Origin of the sequence: Mycobacterium sp. IS-1742 (assembly GCF_001500125.1) — a bacterium.
Lineage (GTDB): Bacteria > Actinomycetota > Actinomycetes > Mycobacteriales > Mycobacteriaceae > Mycobacterium.
The window spans coordinates 195,248-214,397 of record NZ_LQIV01000012.1 but is presented as its reverse complement, the minus strand read 5'-3'; the positions used below and the strand labels follow the sequence as shown (position 1 = coordinate 214,397).

13 protein-coding genes are annotated in these 19,150 nt (G+C 70.3%); 11 read left to right on the top strand and 2 right to left on the bottom strand.

What is annotated here, in order from left to right:
- Positions 1 to 33 precede the first annotated feature (33 nt).
- From AU196_RS09530 to prcA, 3 genes are read left to right on the top strand one after another with little or no spacing between them, the layout of a single operon-like run.
- A complete protein-coding gene (locus AU196_RS09530; RefSeq protein WP_059094963.1) occupies positions 34 to 228 on the top strand; it encodes a ubiquitin-like protein Pup in 195 nt (64 codons plus the stop codon).
- Positions 225 to 1,136 carry a proteasome subunit beta gene (prcB, locus tag AU196_RS09525; RefSeq protein WP_059094854.1) on the top strand — a complete coding sequence of 304 codons (912 nt, stop codon included), beginning with the start codon at positions 225 to 227 and terminating at the stop codon, positions 1,134 to 1,136. Before AU196_RS09530 ends, prcB begins: the two co-directional genes overlap by 4 nt.
- Positions 1,133 to 1,885 (top strand): proteasome subunit alpha, encoded by a 753-nt coding sequence (gene prcA, locus AU196_RS09520; protein WP_059094853.1) that lies wholly within the window; start codon positions 1,133 to 1,135, stop codon positions 1,883 to 1,885. The genes prcB and prcA overlap by 4 nt, the downstream gene beginning before the upstream one ends.
- Before the next feature lie 8 nt (positions 1,886 to 1,893).
- Here the strand turns inward: prcA and AU196_RS09515 are convergent, their stop codons facing one another.
- Complete coding sequence (locus AU196_RS09515) at positions 1,894 to 2,751, bottom strand: Rv1486c family protein (protein ID WP_059094852.1); 858 nt, start codon at positions 2,749 to 2,751, stop codon at positions 1,894 to 1,896.
- A gap of 59 nt (positions 2,752 to 2,810) precedes the next feature.
- Between AU196_RS09515 and AU196_RS09510 the strand changes: the two genes are divergently transcribed.
- The 3 genes from AU196_RS09510 to AU196_RS09500 are packed head-to-tail and all read left to right on the top strand — an operon-like array spanning position 2,811 to position 4,801.
- Positions 2,811 to 3,245, top strand: coding sequence for an NfeD family protein (locus tag AU196_RS09510; RefSeq protein WP_059094851.1), 435 nt, complete (start codon positions 2,811 to 2,813; stop codon positions 3,243 to 3,245).
- 18 nt (positions 3,246 to 3,263) lie between these two features.
- Complete coding sequence (locus AU196_RS09505; protein WP_059094850.1) at positions 3,264 to 4,442, top strand: SPFH domain-containing protein; 1,179 nt, start codon at positions 3,264 to 3,266, stop codon at positions 4,440 to 4,442.
- Complete coding sequence (locus AU196_RS09500) at positions 4,439 to 4,801, top strand: DoxX family protein (RefSeq protein ID WP_059094849.1); 363 nt, start codon at positions 4,439 to 4,441, stop codon at positions 4,799 to 4,801. Before AU196_RS09505 ends, AU196_RS09500 begins: the two co-directional genes overlap by 4 nt.
- Here AU196_RS09500 and AU196_RS09495 read toward each other — a convergent pair.
- Positions 4,788 to 5,501, bottom strand: coding sequence for a TVP38/TMEM64 family protein (locus tag AU196_RS09495; RefSeq protein ID WP_231737483.1), 714 nt, complete (start codon positions 5,499 to 5,501; stop codon positions 4,788 to 4,790). The two genes, AU196_RS09500 and AU196_RS09495, sit on opposite strands and share 14 nt — an antisense overlap.
- A gap of 131 nt (positions 5,502 to 5,632) precedes the next feature.
- Between AU196_RS09495 and mutA the strand changes: the two genes are divergently transcribed.
- The 5 genes from mutA (at position 5,633) to pks2 (ending at position 19,136) form a co-directional block, all read left to right on the top strand.
- Positions 5,633 to 7,486 carry a methylmalonyl-CoA mutase small subunit gene (gene mutA / locus AU196_RS09490; protein WP_197415740.1) on the top strand — a complete coding sequence of 618 codons (1,854 nt, stop codon included), beginning with the start codon at positions 5,633 to 5,635 and terminating at the stop codon, positions 7,484 to 7,486.
- A 1-nt stretch (position 7,487) separates the two neighbouring features.
- Positions 7,488 to 9,746, top strand: a complete 2,259-nt coding sequence (gene scpA / locus AU196_RS09485; protein WP_059094847.1) for a methylmalonyl-CoA mutase — start codon at positions 7,488 to 7,490, stop codon at positions 9,744 to 9,746.
- Positions 9,747 to 9,756: 10 nt separating this feature from the next.
- Complete coding sequence (meaB, locus tag AU196_RS09480) at positions 9,757 to 10,731, top strand: methylmalonyl Co-A mutase-associated GTPase MeaB (RefSeq protein ID WP_059094846.1); 975 nt, start codon at positions 9,757 to 9,759, stop codon at positions 10,729 to 10,731.
- A gap of 77 nt (positions 10,732 to 10,808) precedes the next feature.
- A complete protein-coding gene (gene lipL / locus AU196_RS09475) occupies positions 10,809 to 12,074 on the top strand; it encodes an esterase/beta-lactamase LipL (protein WP_059094845.1) in 1,266 nt (421 codons plus the stop codon).
- 789 nt (positions 12,075 to 12,863) lie between these two features.
- Positions 12,864 to 19,136 carry a sulfolipid-1 biosynthesis phthioceranic/hydroxyphthioceranic acid synthase gene (pks2, locus tag AU196_RS09470; protein WP_059094844.1) on the top strand — a complete coding sequence of 2,091 codons (6,273 nt, stop codon included), beginning with the start codon at positions 12,864 to 12,866 and terminating at the stop codon, positions 19,134 to 19,136.
- The last annotated feature ends 14 nt before the right edge of the window (positions 19,137 to 19,150 follow it).

The following is a 19,150-nucleotide window of genomic DNA, read 5'->3' as shown; positions in this document are numbered from 1 at the left end:
TGGGCCCGCCGATGACAAGTGCAGGAGGCGGCGATGGCGCAGGAGCAGACCAAGCGTGGTGGTGGCGGCGGCGAGGACGACGACCTCTCCGGCGGCACGGGCGCCGGGCAGGAGCGTCGCGAGAAGCTCACCGAGGAGACCGACGACCTGCTGGACGAGATCGACGACGTCCTCGAGGAGAACGCCGAGGACTTCGTGCGCGCTTACGTCCAAAAGGGCGGACAGTGACCTGGCCGCACCTCGAGCAGCTGGCCTTCCCTGACCTTCCCCCCCATTCCCGCTCCACGACCCGAGGGGTTCCCTCCGTACCCATGGACTTGTCGTCCTTCTCCGACATGCTGCGCCGCCAGGCTCCCCATCTGTTGCCGTTCGGTGGCGAGGCGCCCGTGAGGCCGACCGACGCGGTGCCTCACGGCACGACGATCGTCGCCCTGAAGTTCCCCGGCGGTGTGGTGATGGCCGGTGACCGGCGCGCCACACAGGGCAACATGATCGCCAGCCGCGACGTGCAGAAGGTGTACGTCACCGACGATTACACGGCGACCGGCATCGCAGGCACCGCCGCGATCGCGGTCGAATTCGCGCGCCTGTACGCGGTGGAACTCGAACACTACGAGAAGCTCGAAGGCGTCGCGCTGACCTTCGCGGGCAAGGTCAACCGGCTCGCCACCATGGTGCGCGGCAATCTCGGTGCGGCGCTGCAGGGTTTCGTGGCCCTGCCGCTGCTGGCCGGTTTCGACCTCGACGACCCCGACCCGCAGGCCGCGGGCCGCATCGTGTCGTTCGACGCCGCCGGCGGGCACAACCTCGAAGAAGAGGGTTTCCAGTCGGTGGGGTCGGGCTCGCTGTTCGCGAAGTCGTCGATGAAGAAGCTCTACCATCAGGTGACCGACGCCGATTCGGCGCTGCGCGTGGCGGTCGAGGCGCTCTACGACGCCGCCGACGACGACTCCGCCACCGGCGGACCGGATCTGGTGCGCGGTATCTTCCCGACCGCCGTGCTGATCACCGCCGACGGCGCCGAAGAGGTGACCCAGGAGCGCATCGCCGGACTCGCCCGTGAGGTCATCCAGAACCGTTCCCGCGCCGACACTTTCGGCCCTGACGCGCATGCGCCGCGAGGTACAGATTCGTGAGTTTCCCGTATTTCATCTCGCCCGAGCAGGCGATGCGCGAGCGTTCGGAGCTCGCGCGCAAGGGGATCAGCCGCGGCCGCAGCGTGGTGGCGCTGGCCTACGCGGACGGCGTCCTGTTCGTCGCGGAGAACCCGTCGCGGTCACTGCAGAAGGTCAGCGAACTCTATGACCGCGTCGGCTTCGCCGCGGTAGGGCGCTTCAACGAGTTCAACAACCTGCGCAGCGGCGGGATCCGCTTCGCCGACACCCAGGGCTACGCCTACTCGCGCCGCGACGTGACCGGCCGACAACTGGCCAACGTCTACGCGCAGACCCTCGGCACCATCTTCACCGAGCAGGCCAAGCCCTACGAGGTGGAGCTGTGCGTGGCCGAGGTGGCCCACTTCGGCGAGTCGAAAGCCCCGGAGCTGTACCGGATCACCTACGACGGGTCGATCGCGGACGAACCCCATTTCGTGGTGATGGGGGGGACGACCGAGCCGATCATCGCCAAGCTCAACGACTCCTACACCGAGAACGCCGAACTCGCCGACGCGGTGCGCATCGCCGTCGACGCGCTCGAGTCCGGCGGCAACGGGTCCGAACCGCGAACGCTGGGCCCGTCGACGCTCGAGGTGGCGATCCTGGACGCCAACCGGCCCCGCCGGGCGTTTCGCCGGATCACCGGGGCCGCGCTCGAAGCGCTTCTGCCGCAGCGGGATACGAAGCCGTCCGCGGAGGCCGGCGGAGCGGACCAACCCGCCGAGTAGCGGCCGGGTCAGCGCTGCCAGGCGGAGTGCAGGATCGCGGTCAGCGCGGCGATCCGCGCCGCCCGCACCACACCCACCAGCGGCCGCAGCGCATCGCTGGCGATCTGCACCTCCGAGGAGCTCTGCAGCCCGATCGGCATCAGACCGGAGCTCACGGTGATGATCGCGTCGACGTGTGCGGCGTTCTCCAGCACCCGGGCGGCCCGGTTCGGTGCGTGATCGGGCAGGCGGTGACCGCGTCCGGACTCCAGCACTTGTTCGACCAGGCCCCGCGGATCGTCGACGTCGGCGCCGCCCATGCCGGCCCGCAGCGCGCCGAGGGCCTCGGCGGCCGCGCGCACGGCCGAACGCAGTTCGTACTCCGCCTCACCGAGGTCGATGTGCGCGGCAGGTGGCGTCGCGGGCGCCGAGTAGACCGTCCACGACAGCGCCGAGACCTCCGGGTCGAACTCGGGATCGTCGCTGCCGTCGTCGAACTCGAAGTCGGGCACCAGACCCACCGTGGTGGACGGGAGGTGCGGGTCGGCGACGATCAGGGCCTCGCCGACGGCGATCGCGTCGCGCTGGAACTGGGTGCCTGCGGGCAGTCCCCGCACATCGCCGGGCACCGGCAGGGCGACCGTCACCGACGGGCCCGACGGTGCGGGACCGGCCGCGGTCCGCAGCGTCTGCAGCAGCGACACCGCGCCGGTGCCGTTGAGATCGGGCCACGGCAGACCGGTCCGGCCCGCCGCGGCGGAGTCGTAAGCGGTCACCGAATGCTTTGGCGCCCAAGCGGAGAGCGAGTCGAGCACGTCGTCGGGCGCGGCGGTTCCCGCGAGCCACGAATTGGCCCACACCGCCAGCGTTGCACTGGGACACCACATGATGCCCGCAGTGTAGTTGTTCGCCGCTGCACCGGCGCCTCACGCGTTAGGCTGGCGGCATGCCCGTTTGGCTGATCTGGCTGATCCTCGCGATTGTGCTGGCCGGGGCAGAGGCGCTGACCGGTGACATGTTCCTGCTGATGCTGTCCGGCGGTGCGCTGGCCGCCACCGGGACGAGTTGGCTGTTCGACTGGCCTCTCTGGGCCGACGGCGTGGTCTTCCTGCTGGTGTCGGTGCTGTTGCTGGGTGTGGTTCGACCGCTGCTGCGGAAGCGGTTCTACTCCGGAACCGGACTGCCCGAGCCGGCCAAGGCGCTGGAGGGTAAGCAGGCGCTGGTGCTCGACCGCGTCGCGCAGCACGCCGGTCAGGTCAAACTCGAGGGCGAGGTCTGGACGGCCCGGCCGCTGGACGGCAACGATGTGTACGAACCGGGCGACCAGGTGACCGTCATGCGAATCGACGGCGCCACCGCGGTCGTCTGGAAGAACCCCTGAGCCGAAGGGAAGTCCGCTGTGGATGGAGCCGTCGCCGGCCTGGTCCTGCTGTTGGTGCTGGTCGTGTTCGCCGTCATCGTGGTGGCCAAATCGGTCGCGCTGATCCCGCAGGCCGAGGCCGCGGTCATCGAGCGACTCGGCCGGTACAGCCGTACGGTCAGCGGCCAACTCACACTGTTGATCCCGTTCATCGACAGGGTCCGCGCCCGGGTCGATCTTCGTGAGCGTGTGGTGTCGTTCCCGCCCCAGCCGGTGATCACCGAGGACAACCTGACCGTCGCGATCGACACCGTCGTCTACTTCCAGGTGACCAATCCGCAGGCCGCGGTCTACCAGATCAGCAACTACATCGTCGGCGTGGAACAGCTCACCACCACGACACTGCGCAACCTGGTCGGCGGGATGACGCTGGAGCAGACGCTGACGTCACGCGACCAGATCAACACCGCGCTGCGCGGCGTGCTCGACGAGGCCACCAACCGGTGGGGTCTGCGTGTCGCGCGCGTCGAACTGCGCGCGATCGACCCGCCCCCGTCGATCCAGGACTCGATGGAGAAGCAGATGCGCGCCGACCGCGAGAAGCGGGCGATGATCCTGACCGCCGAGGGCAGCCGCGAAGCCGCCATCAAACAGGCCGAAGGCCAGAAGCAGGCGCAGATCCTGGCCGCCGAGGGCGCCAAACAGGCCGCCATCCTCGGCGCTGAGGCCGAGCGCCAGTCACGCATGCTGCGGGCGCAGGGCGAACGCGCCGCCGCCTATCTGCAGGCCCAGGGGCAGGCCAAGGCGATCGAGAAGACGTTCGCGGCGATCAAGGCCGGCCGCCCCACCCCGGAGATGCTGGCCTACCAGTACCTGCAGACGCTGCCCGAGATGGCCAAAGGCGAGGCCAACAAGGTCTGGGTGGTGCCCAGCGACTTCGCCGGTGCGCTCCAGGGAATGACGAAGCTGCTGGGCACGCCGGGGGAGGACGGGGTCATCCGGTACACGCCGACGCCCGAGGAGGCACGGCCGGAGGCCCACGACGACTCCGACGAGGTGGCCGACTGGTTCTCCACCGAGACCGACCCCGCGATCGCGCAGGCGGTCGCCAAGGCCGAGGCTGAGGCCCGCACCCCGGTTGAGGGGCCCGGCGTCCTGTCGGCCACCGAGCCCCCCGGCCAGCTCAGCGCGCCCCGCCACGGCAGCCCGGACCAATGAGCGCGTTGGGCTCGAACCGGACCTACGCCGTCCTGGCGGCGATGCAGGTCGCGGACGCGGTGGCGTGTGTCAGACCGATCGCGCCGATCAAGAAGGCGTTCGACGACGTCGGCCTCCCCGAGGAGCTGCGGCCGCTCATCCCCGTCGTCAAGGCGGCCAGCGCGGTCGGGCTGCTTTCGGTGTTCCGCTGGCCGCCGCTGGCCCGGCTGACCACGTTCATGCTGACGGTGTACTTCGTGCTCGCGGCCGGGTCCCATGTGCGGGCCCGGGATTGGAGCCCGGGGCTGGTCGCGGCCTCGTCGCTGCTCGTGCTGTTCGGCGCGATGACCGCGAAGGGTCCGGACGTCAGGACACCGTGACCGGGGTCGCCCTGCGCCGCTGTACGCGGTTCTCGTAGAGCAGCACGACGACGCCGATGCTCGCGGTGGCGGCCGAGATCAGCACCAGCAGCGGGTTGACGCGCCCGGTGAGGGCATCGCCGAGGATCACCACCGCCGCGGTGCCCGGCAGCAGACCGAAGAACGTCGCCAGCGAGTACGGGAGCAGGCGGACCGCCGACGCGCCCGCGGCGTAGTTCAGCACGGCGAACGGCACGGCCGGGATGAGCCGTAGCGCGATCACCGACGGCCAGCCGCGGCGCCGCAACCGCACGTCGATGCGATCGATGGCGGGATGGCTGACCAGGTTGTTGAGCTGCCAGCCGAGCGCGCGGATCAACAGCACGGCCAGCAGCGCGCTGACGGTGCTCGCGGCCACCGCGATCGCGATGCCGAGCAGCGGGCCGAACAGCAGACCGGCGGCGAGGGTGAACGCCGTGCGGGGGAACGGGAACGTGGTCACCACGATGTGGGCGGCCAGGAAGACCAGCGGGAACCAAACGCCGACCGACGTCGCCCAGTCGCGCAGCTCCAGCGCATTGGGGATCGGCACCCACCAGGTGAGTGCGACGAGAATCACAATCGCGGCGGCGATCGCGACGAGGCGTCGGCGGGGGACCTGCACGGCTGCGGCGGCCACCGTCGACTGCACGGCCTGCAGGGTCCTGACGACGGCTTTCACGTTCACCCACCCTACGGCCCGAAGCCGTTCCGCGGCGTCCGGCACGTCGGCCGACCGGCGGGAAACGCGGTGACCACCATCATTTAGCCTGATGGGCGGATACGTCAGTCACACGCTGCGACAACAGGAGAATGCCGGTGTCTGTGCAGGGGGCCAGTGCTGTCGAGTCCGGTCTGGAGCAGTGGCGCTCCGCGGTAGCCGGGGTGTTGGCCAAGAGCACCCGCAAGGACCCCGCGGACCTGCCCGCCGAACCCGACCGGCTGCTCGATTCGCCGACCTACGAGGGTTTCGCGATCCGCCCCCTCTACACCAGCCTCGACGAGTTGCCCGAGCCGTCGCTGCCGGGGCAGTGGCCGTACGTGCGCGGCGGTGACGCCCTGCGTGACGTCAAGTCCGGATGGAAGGTCGCCGAGACCTTCCCGGCCGCACCGGGCGGCGCGGACGAGACCAACGGCGCGATCCTGCTCGGCCTGACCGAAGGTGTCAGCGCGCTGGTGCTGCGCGTCGGTGCCGACGGCGTCGCGCCGGCCGAGCTCGGACGGCTCCTCGACTCGGTGTTCCTCGACCTGGTCCCGGTTCAGCTCGAGGCGGGCGCCGACTACGTCGCCGCCGCCGAAGCCCTGCTGGCCCTGCTGCCCGGCCTCGATGCCGAACAGCGCGAACGTCTTTCGGTGGATCTGGGCGCCGACCCGCTCACCACACCGTTCAGCGACCGGCCGGCGCCCGACGTGGCGGAGGTCGTGTCGACGGCCGCGAAGGTCACCGGTTACGGCGGCCACGTACGGGCCATCACCGTCGACGGGCCCGCGCTGCACAACCGCGGGGCGAGCGCCGCCTGGGAACTGGCGGGCGCCGTCGCGGCCGGGGTGTCGTATCTGCGCCTGCTCGAGCAGGGCGGCTTGCCCGTCGCCGACGCGGTGCGCCAGATCAGCTTCCGCTTCGCCGCCGACGACGACCAGTTCATGACGATCGCGAAGCTGCGGGCGGCCCGGCTGCTGTGGGCGCGGGTATGCGAGGTCGTCGGCGCCGCGGACGCGGGCGCGGCCACCGTGCACGCCGTGTCGTCGCTGCCGATGATGGCCCAGCGCGATCCGTGGGTGAACATGCTGCGCACCACGCTGGCGGCGTTCTCCGCGGGTGTCGGCGGAGCGGACACCGTGCTGGTGCACCCGTTCGACGCGGCGATCCCGGGCGGATTCCCGGGCACCTCGGACGCGTTCGCGCGCCGCATCGCCCGTAACACCCAGCTGTTGCTGCTCGAGGAGTCCCACATCGGCCGGGTGCTCGACCCGGGGGGCGGTTCCTGGTTCGTCGAGGACCTGACCGCCCAGCTGGCCGAGCAGGCGTGGACGCACTTCCAGGACGTCGAGGCCCGCGGTGGCTTCGTCGCCGCACACGACCACGTCGCCGAGCAGATCGCCGACGTCGCCGCCCGGCGCGCCGACGACATCGCCCACCGGCGCACCGCGCTGACCGGTGTCAACGAGTACCCGAACATCGACGAACCCGCGCTGCCGCCGGGTGAGGCGTTCACCGCCGTGGCCCGCTACGCGGCCGGTTTCGAAGCGCTGCGTGACCGGTCCGACGCGGTGCTGGCGAGCACGGGCGCCCGCCCGAAGGTGCTGCTGCTGCCAATGGGGCCGCTCGCCGAGCACAACATCCGCGCGACGTTCGCCACCAACCTGCTCGCCTCGGGCGGGATCGAGGCCGTCAACCCGGGGACCGTGGGCGCCGCCGACGTCGCGCAGGCGGTGTCGGCCGCCGGTGGCCCGTCGGTCGCGGTGATCTGCGGCACCGACACCCGCTACGGCACCGACGCCGCCGCGGTGGTGGCGGCCGCCCGCGAGGCCGGCGTCACCCGCGTCTACCTCGCCGGCCCCGAGAAGTCCGTCGCCGACGCGGAGCCGAAGCCCGACGACTACCTCACCGCCAAGATCGACGCGGTCGCGGCGTTGTCGAACCTCCTCACCCGATTGGGGGCCTGAGATGACCGCTTCAACCGGAATCCGGAGTTTCGCCGACGTCCCGCTGCATGGCGAGCGCACCGGTGAGCCGGCGACCGAGGCCGCCGTCGCCGAGCACGTCGCCGCCGGGGCCGCCGCGCACGGGTACACCCCCGAACAGCTCGACTGGGTGACACCCGAGGGCATCGACGTCAAACCCGTCTACGTCGCCGCCGACCGCGATGCCGCCGCCGCCGCGGGCTACCCCCTCGACTCGTTCCCGGGCGCTCCGCCGTTCCTGCGCGGTCCCTACCCGACGATGTACGTCAACCAGCCCTGGACCATCCGCCAGTACGCCGGGTTCTCCACCGCCGCCGAGTCGAACGCGTTCTACCGGCGCAACCTGGCCGCGGGGCAGAAGGGTCTGTCGGTGGCGTTCGACCTGGCCACCCACCGCGGGTACGACTCCGACCACCCGCGGGTGCAGGGAGACGTCGGCATGGCCGGGGTGGCCATCGACTCCATCCTCGACATGCGGCAGCTCTTCGACGGCATCGACCTGTCGTCGGTGTCGGTGTCGATGACGATGAACGGCGCGGTGCTGCCCATCCTGGCGCTCTACGTCGTGGCGGCCGAGGAGCAGGGGGTGCCGCCGGAGAAACTGGCCGGGACCATCCAGAACGACATCCTCAAAGAGTTCATGGTCCGCAACACCTACATCTATCCGCCCAAGGAGTCGATGCGGATCATCTCCGACATCTTCGGCTACACCAGCGCGAAGATGCCGAAGTTCAACTCGATCTCGATCTCCGGCTACCACATCCAGGAAGCGGGGGCGACGGCCGATCTGGAGCTGGCGTACACGCTCGCCGACGGCGTCGAGTACATCAAGGCCGGCCTCGACGCGGGGCTCTCGATCGACAAGTTCGCGCCGCGGCTGAGCTTCTTCTGGGGCATCGGGATGAACTTCTTCATGGAGGTCGCCAAGCTGCGCGCGGGCCGGCTGCTGTGGAGCGAGCTGGTCGCCGAGTTCGACCCGAAGAACGAGAAGTCGTTGTCGCTGCGCACCCATTCGCAGACCTCGGGTTGGTCGCTGACCGCGCAGGACGTGTTCAACAATGTCGCGCGCACCTGCATCGAGGCGATGGCCGCCACGCAGGGGCACACCCAGTCGCTGCACACCAACGCCCTCGACGAGGCGCTGGCGCTGCCGACCGACTTCTCGGCCCGCATTGCCCGCAACACCCAGCTGCTGCTGCAGCAGGAGTCGGGCACCACCAGGCCGATCGACCCGTGGGGCGGGTCGTACTACGTCGAATGGCTGACCCACCAGCTGGCGACCGCCGCCCGGATGCACATCGGCGAGGTCGTGGCCCACGGCGGGATGGCCCAGGCCATCAGCGACGGCATCCCGAAGCTGCGCATCGAGGAGGCCGCGGCCCGCACCCAGGCGCGCATCGACTCCGGCGCGCAGACCGTGATCGGCGTCAACAAGTACCAGGTCGCCGAGGACCACGAGATCGAGGTGCTCAAGGTCGAGAACAGCCGGGTGCGCGCCGAGCAGCTGGCCAAACTCGAGCAGCTGCGGGCCGAGCGCGACGAGGACGCCACCCGCGCGGCACTCGACGCGTTGACCCGCGCGGCCGGGACCTCTGGCACCTCGGGCCCCGACGGGCTGGGCAACAATCTGTTGGCTCTGGCCATCGACGCCGCCCGCGCCAAGGCGACCGTGGGGGAGATCTCCGACGCGCTGGAGAAGGTCTACGGTCGCCACGTCGCCGAGATCCGCACCATCTCGGGCGTGTACCGCGACGAAGCCGGGACGGGTGACAACATCTCGAAGATGAGTACCGCCACCGAACTCGTGGACAAGTTCGCCGAGGCCGACGGCCGCAGGCCCCGCATCCTGGTCGCCAAGATGGGCCAGGACGGTCACGACCGCGGTCAGAAGGTGATCGCGACGGCGTTCGCCGACATCGGGTTCGACGTGGACGTGGGCTCGTTGTTCTCCACACCCGACGAGGTCGCCCAGCAGGCCGCCGACAACGACGTGCACGTCGTCGGCGTCTCGTCGCTGGCCGCCGGTCACCTCACGCTGGTGCCCGCGCTCCGCGACGCGCTGGCCGCGGTGGGGAGGCCCGACATCATGGTGGTGGTCGGCGGCGTGATCCCGCCCGGCGACTTCGACGAGCTCTACGCCGCCGGCGCCGCCGCGATCTTCCCGCCCGGCACCGTGATCGCCGACGCCGCGACGGGGCTGCTGCACAAGCTCGCCGAGCGGCTCGGCTACGACATCGGCTGACCCCGGCCAGATGAAGCATTCGGTCGGCGAACTCGCCGTGGCGCTGCGCGGCGGCGACCGCTCGGCACTCGCGCGGGCGATCACCCTGGTTGAGTCGACGCGGGCCGACCACCGCGACCGGGCCCAGCAGCTGCTGCTGGAGTTGATGCCGGAGGCCGGCTCCGCCATGCACGTCGGCATCACGGGTGTGCCGGGTGTCGGCAAGTCCACGACGATCGAGGCGCTCGGCATGTACCTGATCGGGCAGGGGCACCGGGTCGCGGTACTGGCGGTCGACCCGTCATCGACGCGGACGGGCGGCTCGATCCTCGGGGACAAGACCCGGATGGCCAGACTCGCCGTGCATCCCGATGCCTACATCCGTCCGTCGCCCACCTCGGGCACGCTCGGCGGGGTCGCGAAGGCGACCCGCGAGACGATCGTGCTGCTCGAGGCGGCCGGTTACGACGTGATCCTCGTCGAGACCGTCGGCGTGGGGCAGTCCGAGGTGACGGTGTCCAACATGGTCGACACCTTCGTGTTCCTCACCCTGGCCCGCACCGGCGATCAGTTGCAGGGCATCAAGAAGGGGGTGCTCGAACTCGCCGACATCGTGGTGGTGAACAAGGCCGACGGCGAGCACGCCGTCGAGGCGAAGTCCGCGGCGCGTGAACTGACCGCCGCGCTGCGGCTGATCTACCCGCGCGAGACGCTGTGGCGGCCGCCGGTGCTGACCATGAGCGCACTGCACGACGACGGGGTACGCGAGTTGTGGGACAAGGTTCTCGAACACCGCGAGGTGCTGCGCGAGGCCGGGCAGTTCGACAGCCGCCGCCGCGCGCAGCAGGTCGAGTGGACATGGTCGATGGTGCGGGACGCGGTGCTCGACCGGGTGCTGACCCACCCCGAGGTGCGCCGAATTCGTGCCGAGCTGGAGCGGCAGGTTCGCGACGGTGAGCTGACTCCGGCGCTGGCGGCGCGCCAGATCCTCGACGCCGCCCACTGATTCCGTGCCTGACCTGGTATTTAACGCTTCAATAACGCTCTGTTTAATTAGCTCCTAGCAGGGTTAAATTCATAACTGTGACCAACCTCTCAACGCGGGAACGCAGCGCGGCGCTCCCGCACGGCGTGCAGGGTGCCGCGGACCCGAACTTCGCGTGCACGCTGCAGGGCTTCTCGCAGCTGTTCCCCGGCCGCCGGTTCGGGGGCGGGGCGCTCTGCATCTACCTGCACGGAGAGCCGGTCGTCGACGTGTGGACCGGCTACTCGGACCGCCGCGGGCGGCAGTACTGGACCGCCGACACCGGGGCGATGGTCTTCTCCGCGACCAAGGGCATGGCCTCGACGGTCATCCACCGACTGGTCGACCGGGGTCTGCTGGACTACGACGCCCCCGTCGCGCGGTACTGGCCCGAGTTCGGCGCCAACGGCAAGGAAGGCATCACCGTTCGCGACGTCATGCGGCACCGCGCCGGACTGTCGCAACTCAACGGGGTGCGCAGGGAGGACCTCCTCGACCACCTGACGATGGAGGAGCGACTGGCGGCGGCGCCCGTCAACCGGATGCTTCACGGCCGCCCGGCCTATCACGCGCTGACCTACGGCTGGCTGATTTCCGGGCTGGCGCGTGCGGTCACCGGGCAGGGGATGGGGGATCTGATCCGCACCGAACTGGCCGGACCGCTCAACACCGACGGTCTGCACCTGGGTCGCCCGCCCGCGCACGCCGCCACCAGGGCGGCGCAGATCCTGGCCCCCCAGGGCACGATGGCCAACCCGGTGTTCAATCTCGTCGCGCCGAAGGTCGCCGCGCTGCAGTTCTCCGGGATGTTCGGCTCGATGTATTTCCCGGGCATGAAGGCCGTCGTGCAGGGGGACATCCCGTTCCTGGATGCGGAGATACCCTCCGCCAACGGCGTCGCGACCGCCCGCGGTCTGGCCCGGATGTACGGGGCGATCGCCAACGGTGGCGAGATCGGCGGCGAGCAGTTCCTGTCACCGCAGGTCGCAGCCGGTTTGACCGGCAGGCCGAATCTGCGGCCGGACCGCAACATCGGGATCCCGCTGGCCTTCCACCTCGGGTACCACAGCCTGCCGTTCGGGCTCATGCGCGGCTTCGGCCACGTCGGGCTCGGCGGGTCCGTCGGCTGGGCCGACCCGTCCAGCGGCCTGGCGATCGGCTTCGTGCACAACCGGCTGCTGACCCCGATGCTCCTCGACATGGGGTCCTTCGCGGGGCTCAACGTGCTCATCCGGCGGGATGTGGCCCGCGCACGCCGGCGTGGATACCAGGTCATACCGGCCCTGGGAGCGCCGTTCGCGGTGCCCAAGCCGGTTGCCGGGTAGCGTCGCCAGACCCCTCTCAGCACCCCTCCGGGGGCGATTTGTGGGGTATTTCACCAGGTTCACTGACAACGTTTGTTGTCCCTGGAAATGGTTGTCCAACAGGTCAATTCGCTTTTGCCGGGTCGGTTGACGTTTGCCGGGTATGCGGCCCCGTCCGGGCTCCGATGCCTTTGCTGGTGACCGAAAACGCGAGAACATCGTTATTCGCCCACTGGTTGCCGAATCACAGAAGTCTTGTCTTTCGCACATATTCAGCACACCGCGGCCCGTCCCGATACATCTGTCTGGCCGCAGTGATGTTGAGCACGCAAAAACGCTGTGCGCTGCTCAAACAAGATCACGCACGGCGGGCCCGCGCCGTCGACGCCGCGCGAAATAGCCCCGCAGAGGCGATTGCAGCAACGCCATCAGTGCGGTGATGGTGTTTGCTGGATTCTTGCGTAGCGAAAAACCTGAGAGGAACCCAAGAAGCTGCCAAGATTGACATTAGAGTCAAAAAACGAAATAACTGCAGGTCAAAGCGCTGCGAGCCGAGGAAACTGCGATCTTGTCCTTGCTCGTGTAACGTTTTGGCCGCGGACATTGATCTAGCAACAGCCGAGGGGGATTTGCTCGGTACTTGCACCGGAGTCGGCGCGAGCGGTTACGCTCCGACTCGGCGCCACCGAAGGCCGTAGAGATACAGAGGGGAGCGGACGGAGCACGCCGAAAAGTGCTGGATTTCCGAAACCATCGATTTTCTTCCGTCCCGAAACTTCCGTATCCCGTTTTCAGAAGAGGTTTGCACACGTGGTCGATGCACCGGTCACTCCCATCGCCGTCATCGGAATGGCCTGCCGGCTGCCCGGGGGAATCGACTCTCCTGAGCGGCTGTGGGAGGCGCTGCTGCGCGGGGACGACTTCGTCACCGAGGTGCCGCTGGAGCGGTGGGATGCCGAGGAGTATTACGACCCCGAGCCCGGCGTCCCGGGACGATCGGTGTCGAAGTGGGGCGCCTTCCTCGACGACGTGGCCGGCTTCGACGCCGAGTTCTTCGGCATCAGCGAGCGCGAAGCGACCGCCATCGACCCGCAGCACCGGCTGCTGCTCGAGACCGCCTGGGAAGCCGTCGAGCACGCCGGCATCGACCCGGCCGCCCTGCACGAATCGCTGACCGGCGTCTTCATCGGTATGACGCACGGTGACTACCAGCTCGTCGCGGCCGACGCCAACGCCATCGAGGGGCCCTACGGCTTCACCGGCAACAACTACAGCCTCGCCTCGGGGCGTATCTCCTACGCGATGGGCCTGCACGGTCCCGCGTACACGGTCGACTCCGCGTGCTCGTCGAGCCTCCTGGCGGTCCACATGGCGTGCCGCAGCCTCCACGACGGCGAGAGCGACATGGCGCTCGCAGGCGGCGTCTCGATCATGCTCGAGCCGCGCAAGATGTCGTCCGGATCCGCCCAGGGCATGCTCTCGCCCACCGGCCACTGCCACGCCTTCGACGTCGACGCCGACGGGTTCGTCTCCGGCGAGGCCTCGGTGATCCTCATGTTCAAGCGGCTCGCGGACGCTCAGCGCGACGGGGACCGCATCCTGGCCGTGGTCAAGGGATCGGCCGCCAACCAGGACGGTCACACCGTCAACATCGCCACACCGTCCCGGGACGCGCAGGTCTCGGTCTACCGGGCCGCACTGGCCGCCGCCGGCATGGATCCGGCGACGGTCGGCATGGTCGAGGCGCACGGCACCGGGACCCCGGTCGGCGACCCGATCGAGTACGCGAGCCTCGCGCAGGTGTACGGCACCGACGCGCCGTGCGCGCTCGGCGCGGTGAAGACCAACTTCGGCCACGGCCAGTCCGCCTCCGGCGCCGTCGGCATGATGAAGGCGATCCTGGCCCTGCAGCACGCCACCGTGCCGCAAAACCTGCACTACACCCGCATGCCGGACGAGATGGCGCGTATCAGCACCAACCTGTTCGTCCCGCAGGAGATCACCCCCTGGCCGCTCGGCGACCAGCAGCCACGGCGTGCGGCGGTCTCCTCCTATGGACTGTCCGGCACCAACGTGCACACCGTTCTCGAGCAGGCCCCGGAGGCGCCTGCGCCGGTCATCGAGCCCACCGACAAGGCGATGCTCTTCCCGCTGTCGGCCACCTCCGCCGAAGAACTGCGGCGCACCGCCGCGCGCCTCGCCGACTGGGTCGACGCCCAGTCGGACGGGGACCTGCGCGATCTGGCCTACACGCTGGCGCGCCGGCGTGGGCACCGCCCGGTGCGCACCAGCGTCAGCGCAAGCACCCGCGAAGAGCTCATCAAGGCGCTCCGCGAGATCGCCGACGGGGAGACGCCCTACGAGCCCGCCGTCGCCAAGGGCGAGCGCGGTCCGGTCTGGGTGTTCTCCGGTCAGGGTTCGCAGTGGGCCGGGATGGGCAAGGGCCTGCTGGCCACCGAGCCGGTGTTCGCCGCCGCCGTGGCCGAACTCGAGCCGCTGATCGCCCGCGAATCCGGATTCTCGGTCACCGAGGCGATGTCCGCACCGGAGAAGGTCACCGGCATCGACCGCGTGCAGCCCACGGTCTTCGCCGTGCAGGTCGCGCTCGCGGCCACCATGAAGTCCTACGGGGTGACCCCCGGCGCCGTGATCGGCCACTCGATGGGGGAGTCGGCCGCGGCCGTCGTCGCCGGCGGCCTGTCCCTCGAGGACGGCGCCAAGGTGATCTGCCGCCGGTCGAAGCTGATGGCCCGGATTGCCGGTTCCGGTGCGATGGCATCGGTGGAACTGCCTGCGCAGCAGGTGCTCTCGGAGCTGGCCGCCCGCGGCATCAGCGACGTGGTGCTCTCCGTGGTCGCCTCGCCGCAGTCCACCGTCGTCGGCGGCGCCAAGGAGGCGATCCGCGAACTCGTCGCCGAGTGGGACGCGCGCGGTGTCATGGCCCGCGAGGTCGCCGTCGACGTGGCGTCCCACTCGCCGCAGGTCGACCCGATCCTCGACGAGCTCACCGAGGTGCTCGAGGACCTCGAGCCGATGGAGCCCGAGATCCCTTATTACTCCGCCACGCTTTACGATCCGCGCGATCCGGCCGAGTTCGACGCCTACTACTGGGTGGACAACCTGCGGCACGCCGTGCGGTTCTCCGCGGCCGTGCAGGCGGCACTCGAGGACGGGTTCCGGGTGTTCGGCGAGCTCGCCCCGCACCCGCTGCTCACCCACGCCGTCGATCAGACCGGCCGCAGCCTTGACATGAGCCTGGCCGCGCTGGCCGCGATGCGCCGTGAGCAGGAGACCCCCGACGGTCTGCTGGGTTTCGTCGCCGACGTCCACAACGCCGGTGGGGCAGTGGACTTCTCGGTGATCTACCCCGACGGCCGTCTGGTCGACGCACCGCTGCCCACCTGGACCCACGTCCAGCTTCTGCTGACCCGCGACGGCCAGGAGCAGGCACAGGGCGGGTCCACGGTGGCGGTGCACCCGCTGCTCGGCGCGCACGTGCGTCTTCCGGAGGAGCCGGAGCGCCATGTGTGGCAGGTCGACGTGGGCACCGCGGCCCAGCCGTGGCTGGGCGATCACCAGGTGCACAACGTGGCGGCGCTGCCCGGTGCGGCGTACTGCGAGATGGCGCTGGCCGCCTCCCGCACCGTGTTCGGCGACTCCGCCGAGGTCCGCGACATCACCTTCGAGGCGATGCTGCTGCTCGAGGATCAGACGCCGGTCTCCTCGGTCGCCACCGTGAAACGCCCCGGTGTGGCCGACTTCGTGGTGGAGACCTACGACGAGGGCGCCGAGGTGCGCCGGGCCACGGCCGTGCTGCACGGTGACGACGCCGCCCAGGCGCCCGCCGCCTACGACGTGGACGACCTGCTCACCGCTCATCCCGAGCGGCGCGAAGGTGCGGACCTGCACGCCTGGTTCGCCGAGCGCGGCATCTCCTACGGGCAGGCGTTCTCCGGTCTGGTGGCCGCCCACACCCGCGACGACGGCGGCAACACCGTCCTCGCCGAGGTGGCGTTGCCGGGGTCGATCCGATCGCAGCAGGGCGCGTACGGCATCCACCCGGCGCTGCTCGACGCCTGCTTCCAGGCGGTCGGCGCACACTCCGCCCTGCAGGCCGATGTCACCGGGACGCTGATGCTCCCGCTCGGGGTGCGCCGGCTCAGCGCGCACGCTTCGCTGCGCAATGCGCACTACTGCTACGTCACGGTCACCACCGTGAGCGCCGCCGCCGTCGAGGCCGACATCGAGGTGCTCGACGAGGAGGGTGCGTCCCTGCTCACCGTGGAGGGCCTCCGCCTCGGCAGCGGCGCCACCGCGGGCGGACAGCGGGAGCGACTGCTCAACGAGCGGCTGCTGACCATCGACTGGCGCACCCAGGACCGGCCGGAGACCGACCACGTGGACGCGGGGCGCTGGCTGCTGATCGCCACCTCTGCCGAAGCGCAGCCGGAGGCCGCCCGGTTGGCCGACGCCCTCACCGGTGCCGACGCCGCGGTGACCACGACGGTGTGGACCGCTGACGTCGATCAGGCCGCGACCGCGGCGCAGGTGCGCGACCGGCTCACCGCCGACCATCACAGCGGTGTGGTCGTGGTGACCGCGCCGGCAGCCGCCGGCGCGGACGCGCCCGCCCGCGGAGCCGACCACGTCCGCCATGTGGTCCGCATCGCGCGGGAACTGCCCGAGATCCCCGGCGAGCCGCCGCGGCTGTTCGTGCTGACCCACCACGCCCAGACCGTGCTCGCCGACGACGTCGCCAACCTCGAACAGGCCGGCCTGCGTGGTCTGCTGCGGGTGCTCGCGATGGAGCATCCGGCGCTTCGCCCGACCCAGGTCGACCTCGACGGCGCCACCGATGCCGCCGCGGTCGCCGCACAGCTGCTCTCCGATTCGGAGGAAGACGAAACCGCATGGCGCGGTGGGGAATTCCATGTCGCACGGCTGGCGTTGAGCCCGCTGCGCCCCGAGGAGCGCCGTACCACCGTCGTCGACCACGCGACCCAGGGCATGCGGCTGCAGATCCGCACCCCCGGTGACCTCGAGTCGCTCGAGCTCGTCGCCTTCGAGCGGGTCGCACCGGGGCCGGGGGAGATCGAGGTCTCGGTGACCGCGTCGAACCTGAACTTCGCCGACGTGCTCGTCGCCTACGGGCGCTACCCGAGCTTCGAGGGCCGGCTGCCCAACCTGGGCGGCGATTTCGCCGGTGTCGTCACCGGCGTGGGTCCCGGGGTCACCGAACACCGGATCGGCGACCGTGTCGCGGGCATCTCCGCCAACGGGGCGTGGGCCACGTTCGTCACCTGCGATGCCAACCTCGCGGTCACGCTGCCCGAGGGACTGCCGGAAAAGCAGGCGGCCGCGGTGCCCAGTGCGCACGCCACCGCCTGGTACAGCCTGCACGACCTGGCCCGCATCGGCGCCCGCGACAAGGTGCTGATCCACTCCGCGACCGGCGGTGTGGGTCAGGCCGCGGTGGCGATCGCCAAGGCCGCGGGTGCGGAGATCTACGCCACCGCGGGCAGCCCGGAGCGCCGGAAGATGCTGCGCGACATGGGTATCGAGCACGTCTACGATTCGCGCAGCACGGCGTTCGCCGATGAGATCCGCCGCGACACCGACGGCTACGGGGTGGACATCGTGCTGAACTCGCTGCCGGGCGCCGCCCAGCGTGCGGGTCTGGAACTGCTGTCCTTCGGTGGCCGCTTCGTCGAGATCGGCAAGCGCGACATCTACGGCGACAGCAAGATGGGCCTGTTCCCGTTCCGGCGCAACCTGGCGTTCTACGCGGTGGACCTCGCGCTGCTGACGCTGACGAACCCGAGCATTTTGCGCCGTCTGCTCGAGACGGTGTACCAGCAGATCGCGGACGGCGTGCTGCCGGTGCCGGAGACCACGCACTACCCGCTGGCCGACGGTGCGACCGCGATCCGCGTGATGGGCGCGGCCGGCCACACCGGCAAGCTCGTGCTCGACGTCCCGCACACCGGGCAGAGCACCGCGGTGGTTCCGCCGGAGAACGCCGAGATCTTCCGTGGCGACGGTGCGTACGTCGTGACCGGTGGCATGGGCGGGCTCGGCCTGTTCCTCGCCGAGAAGATGGGCGCGGCGGGCTGCGGCCGGATCGTGCTCAACGGCCGTTCGGCGCCGGGCGCGGAAGCAGCGGCCGTCATCGACCGCATCCGGGCCGGCGGCACGGAGGTCGAGGTGACGCTGGGCGACATCGCCGATCCCGCCACCGCGGGACGCCTGATCGCCGCGGCGAACGCCACCGGGCTGCCGGTGCGCGGCGTGCTGCACGCCGCCGCCGTCGTCGAGGACGCGACGCTGCCCAACATCACCGACGAGCTGATCGACCGCGACTGGGCGCCGAAGGTGTACGGCGCCTGGAATCTGCACACGGCGCTGCAGGATTCGGGACAGGGCGACCGTCTGGACTGGTTCTGCTCGTTCTCGTCGGCCGCCGCGATGGTCGGTTCGCCGGGACAGGGCGCCTACGCCGCGGCCAACAGCTGGCTCGATGCGTTCACGCACTGGCGCCGTGCGCAGGGGCTGCCCGCCTCCGCGATCGCCTGGGGCGCCTGGGCGGAGATCGGCAAGGGCCAGGGGATGGCCGAGGACACCGCGATGGCGATCCTGCCCGACGACGGGGCCGACGCCTTCGACGCGCTGCTGCGCCACGACCGCGGCTACTGCGGGTACGCGCCGGTCGCCGGTGCCCCGTGGCTGACGGCGTTCGCGCAGACCAGCAAGTTCGCCGAGGCGTTCGCGTCGATCGGCCAGGGCGGCGCAGGCACCAGCGCATTCCTCACCGAGCTCTTCGAGCTGCCGCAGGAGGAGTGGCCGGGGCGGTTGCGCAAACTGGTCGCCGACCAGATCGGGCTGATCCTGCGCCGGTCGGTCGACTCGGACCGGCCGCTGTCCGAGTACGGCCTGGACTCGCTCGGCACGCTGGAAGTGCGTACGCGCATCGAGAACGAGACCGGTATCCGCATCGGATCCACCGACATCACCACGGTCCGGGCGCTGGCTCAGCGCCTCGCCGACACGCTCGCCGGTGATTCGGCCGCATCGAGTTCGTCGTGAGGACGGCTCACATG